This is a genomic window from Limnohabitans sp. DM1 (genome assembly GCF_001269385.1).
In the GTDB taxonomy this organism is placed as follows: Bacteria; Pseudomonadota; Gammaproteobacteria; order Burkholderiales; family Burkholderiaceae_C; genus Limnohabitans_A.
Genome location: NZ_CXOO01000091.1, coordinates 1 through 4,640, shown reverse-complemented (window position 1 = coordinate 4,640; position 4,640 = coordinate 1). Strand labels below are relative to the sequence as shown.

The window sequence follows — 4,640 nt, the reverse complement described above, 5'->3', positions numbered from 1 at the left end:
CTTTGAATATGACCTGCGCTTGCTTAAACCACTGGGGCTGTTTGGTAATTGGGAATGACATAGCCAATAACGTCGGTATCGGCTTCACCGTGGGCAGTCGTATGCAAAGCGTGGACAGCCAAGGCCAAAGCACCACGGCAGCAGGCAGCACCGTGGGCAGCACGGGCGGTAACGTGAGCATCACCGCAGGCAAGACCTACACCAGCGACGAACAGCAGTACCAGGCCCTCATGAACGCGGGCGTGCAATACGCCCAGCAAATGAACCTGCGCCCCGGTATCGCCTTGACGGCTGAACAAATGTCCAGGCTCACCACCGACATGGTCTGGCTGGTCAACCAGACGGTGACCCTGGCCGACGGCAGCCAGCAAACCGTGCTCGTGCCCCAGGTCTATGCCCGGTTGCGAGAAGGTGATGTCAGCGCCAACGGCGCCCTCATGTCGGGGGGGCAAGTCGATCTGGCCGCAGGCAGCGCCCTGAACAACAGCGGCACCCTGAGCGCCCGCACCAGCCTGAGCGTGAGCGCACAAGACATCCGCAACAGCGGCAGCGTCAGCGCACAAAGCGTGGACATGGCCGCCACGCAAGACCTGCAAAACATCGGCGGCCTGATCCGGGCGCAAAGCAGCCTGAGCCTGAGCGCGGGCCGCGACCTGAGCGTGGCCAGCACCACCAGCACGCAAACCCAGGCCGGCGTGAGCGCAGGCGCCAGCCGCGCAGAAAGCCGGACCCAACTGCAAGGCATCGGCCAGGTCATGCTCACGGGCGATGGCAGCGGGCAAGCCGGGCAACTGAGCCTGAGCGCAGGGCGCGACGTGACACTGACAGCAGCGGCCGTAGCCAGCGCGGGAAGCCTGAGCCTGAACGCCGGGCGAGACGTGAACCTGCAAACCCTCACCCAATCGCACAGCCAGGACACCACCTACGACGCCAACCGTTACCTGCGCACCAGCCAAAGCCAGGAAGTGGGCACGCAAATCAGCGCCGTGGGCGAGCTGAGCATTCAGTCGGGGCAAGACGTCAACGCCCGGGCGGCCAACGTACAAGCTCAAGTGGGCTTGCTGGTGGACGCCGGGCGCAACGTGAACATCAGCGCAGGCGAACAAAGCCTGAGCACCGCACAATCGACGCGAAGCAACAGCAGCGGCTTGTTCAGCAGCAGCAGCACCACCAGCCGCAACAGCAGCGCCAGCACCACCGCCATAGGCAGCAACTTTGAAGGCAACAGCGTCAACATCAGCGCAGGCCAAGACCTCAACGTCAAAGGCTCCAACGTGCTGGCCGACCAAAACGTGAACCTGAGTGCAGGCGGCAACGTCAAAATTGAAGCAGCGCAAAACACGCAAAACCAAAGCAGTTTCAACCAAACCACCAAGTCCGGTCTCTTGAGCGGAGGCGGCCTGAGCGTGACCATCGGCAAGCAAATGCAAAGCGTGGACAGCCAAGGCCAAAGCACCACGGCAGCAGGCAGCACCGTGGGCAGCACGGGTGGCAACGTCACCATCACCGCAGGCAAGACCTACACGCAAACAGGCAGCGATGTGCTCGCGCCCGGACTGAACAGCCCCTCCGGTAGCGGCAACATCGACATCACTGCGAAGACAGTGGACATCAAAGAAGCCAGAGAAACCGGCAGCCAAAGCACCGAACAAAAGTTCAAGCAAAGCGGCCTGACGGTGGCCATCACCAGCCCTGTGATCAGTGCCCTGCAAACGGCCAACAACCAGTTGCAAGCGGCAGGCAACACCAGCAGCGGCCGCATGCAAGCCCTGGCGGCAGCCAATGCGGGGTTCAACCTCAAGCAAGGCGCGGATGCTGTTCAAGCAGGCCAAGGCGATGCCAATGGCATGGTGAAAAACGCAGACGGCAAGATGGTCGAAGGCAACGCTGCAGACAAAGCAGGCGGCATCGGCATCAGCCTGAGCCTGAGCCTGGGCGCATCCAGCAGCCAAAGCCAACAACAAAGCAGCGCCGACAGCGCCAAGGGCAGCAAGGTGAATGCAGGCGGCAACGTGACCATCACGGCCACAGGCGCTGGCAAAGACAGCGACATCACCGTGCAAGGCAGCAAGGTCCAAGCCGGTAAAACCGCCACCCTCAAAGCCGATGACCAAGTGAACTTGCTGGCCGCGCAAAACACCACCAGCGAGAGCAACAGCAACCAAAGCAAGAGCGGCAGCATTGGCTTAGCCATGCAGCTGGGCGCAGGCGGTGGCGGTGGCGGCTTCACGGCCAGTGCCAGCAAAGCCACGGGCCAAGGCGCGGGCAACAGCAACACGTACACCAACAGCCAGGTGGCGGGCAATACGGTGAACATCGAGTCGGGCGGTGACACCACGCTCAAAGGCGCAGTGGTCAAAGCAGACCAAGTGACAGCCCAAGTGGGCGGCAACCTCACCATCCAAAGCCTGCAAGACAAGAGCCAATACAAAGAAAGCAGCAAAAGCGCAGGCGGCTCCATCATGGCGGGCGCAGGTGTCAGCGGCAGCGTGAACCTGGCCAAGAGCAGCATCAACAGCGACTACTTGAGCGTGGGCGAGCAAAGCGCGATCCGTGCAGGCGACGGCGGCTTCAACGTCAACGTGCAAGGCAAAACCACCCTGACGGGCGGCCAAATCACCAGTACCCAAGCGGCCATCGACAACAACAAAAACAGCTACGACGCCAAGCAAGGCACCACCACCACCGACCTCAACAACAGTGCCAGCTACAGCGCCAACAGCGTGAGTGTGGGCATAGGCGCAGGCACCCTGCCCGGCAAGAGCGCCAGTGCGGGCATGAGCGGTGTGGGCTTGGGCAGCGACAAGGGCAGTGCCAGCTCAACGACCACTGCGGGCATCAGCGGCGTGGCGGGCAACACCGCAGCCAGAACCGGAGACAAGAGCACCAGCATTGCGCCGATTTTCAACAAGGATCAGGTTCAAAAGGAAGTGGCCGCGCAGGTGGAGATCACCAGTGAGTTTGGCAAGCAGGCGAGCAAGGCGGTGGGGGACTATGCAGGCAGTCAGCTCAAAGACCTGAGCCGCAAGGCCAACGCCGAAACCGACCCCGGCAAGAAAGCAGCCTTGCAAGCAGAAGCCGCCAAGTGGGAAGAAGGCGGCGCCTATCGCGTGGCGATGCACACCGCCGTTGGCGGTCTGACTGGTGGCCTTGCAGGAGCTGCAGGTGCAGGAGCCGCCAGCGCAGCAGCGCCCACGATTGACCAACTGCAAGGCCAACTCAAAACCGCGATCAAAAATGCAGGCTTGGGCGACAGTGCGGCGAACGTCATCTCCAGCCTGGCCGGTGGCACCACAGCTGCAGCGATTGGTGCAGCGGCCAGTGGGGGCACGACAGCCGGGGCGGCCACGGCGTTCAATTCGGACATGAACAATCGGCAGTTGCATCCGTCGGAAGTGCAAAAAGCCAAAGATCTGGCAGCCAAGAGCGGAGGCAAGTACACGCAGGCGCAAATTGAAGAACAAATGCGTTTGATGGGTAACGCGGCCACAGGCGAGCAGCCCAATACAACTACGGTGCTGACCAACACAGATGCCATTGTCAACAGCCTCAACAACGATCCGAGCATGCCCAAGACGGCTCAAGGCAGTGTTGTGATGGAAGTGCCAGGCAAAGCCAATTCAGAACTGCAAAACTGGATCATCAGCAATACCAAACAAGGTGTGGGGTACATTCCGGACCAAAGTCCTTATATCAACAGCAATGCGGCGCTGAACGGCCCCAAGCTGACCACGGATGTGAAAGTAAACGCGCCTACGGCCAAGTGGGCCAATGGTGATTTCAATTCTGCGGCGGGCATGCCTGCGGACAAAACAGGTGTGGCCAAAGTACCAGATGGCAGCTATGGCGTTGGCTTGTACACACCGGTTGGCGGAGGTGAAATTGAAGTGGAAGTCAAAAATAACAAAGCTGTGGGTGGAAAGGTCGGTATTGGTGCTGGGCTTGGTGGTCATATCAACTTGGGAACCAAAACGGTTGGAGCCGGACAGCTGCTTGGTCCGGTAGGAGGAGGCAAATCCGAGCCTATCGTGGAAACTAACCCACAGAACCCTGCAACTGTTCGTGTCGGCGCTTCGATCACGGCCGGCGCTGGCCTTGGCACTGTTGGAGCAGAGGCAAGTCTCGCAGCCGGAGTCGAGGTTAATGGAACAACAAATCAGACTTTTAAGGCTCTGATGAATTTCAAGTGGGTTGCCCAGCATGAGGATTGATAGCGTGGAAGTCGAGTCTCCCGGCGATCAAGAAGATGACAGTCTTGATCGTTGTGATTCGCGTAAACCCACGCGCACGACGCTTGGATGCCTGGAACAAACCGTTGATGGCTTCGAGGAATCCGTTGGTCTGGCGTGTCTGCGCCCAGGCCACGATGCCTTCCATATGAGCGCGGATCATCTTGGCAACGTCCTTCATCGGTTCGACCTTGGAGCGCATCACGCATGTGCACCAGTGATCCAGCATGRTTCGCACAACGTTGATCTGCTTTCGATCAAGGATCTCACGCAACTGCTCTTTGTAGGACCACGCCCTGGCCGTGCGTTTGACGGTCATCTTGGCCATCAACGCATCCAGTTCAGCTGCCGCCTCCGGTTTGAGCTTGGCTGTGTCTTTGAGCAAAGTCCAGCGCATGCCCTTGAGAGACT

The 4,640-nt window shown here is 60.1% G+C and carries 2 protein-coding genes; one reads left to right on the top strand and one right to left on the bottom strand.

All coding sequences use genetic code 11. From position 1 onward, the window contains the following. Nucleotides 1-101: 101 nt before the first annotated feature. Complete coding sequence (locus AMM33_RS21635; RefSeq protein ID WP_228768308.1) at nucleotides 102-4,211, top strand: hemagglutinin repeat-containing protein; 4,110 nt, start codon at nucleotides 102-104, stop codon at nucleotides 4,209-4,211. Here AMM33_RS21635 and AMM33_RS21630 read toward each other — a convergent pair. Then, nucleotides 4,183-4,640: transposase (locus AMM33_RS21630; RefSeq protein ID WP_194945687.1), on the bottom strand; the 458-nt coding region annotated here is incomplete at its 5' end. The genes AMM33_RS21635 and AMM33_RS21630 overlap by 29 nt on opposite strands.

What these genes read in the sequence shown, in the direction of transcription:
- AMM33_RS21635 (WP_228768308.1), top strand. Translation starts at nt 102, where the DNA reads ATGCAAAGCGTGGACAGCCAAGGCCAAAGCACCACGGCAGCAGGCAGC.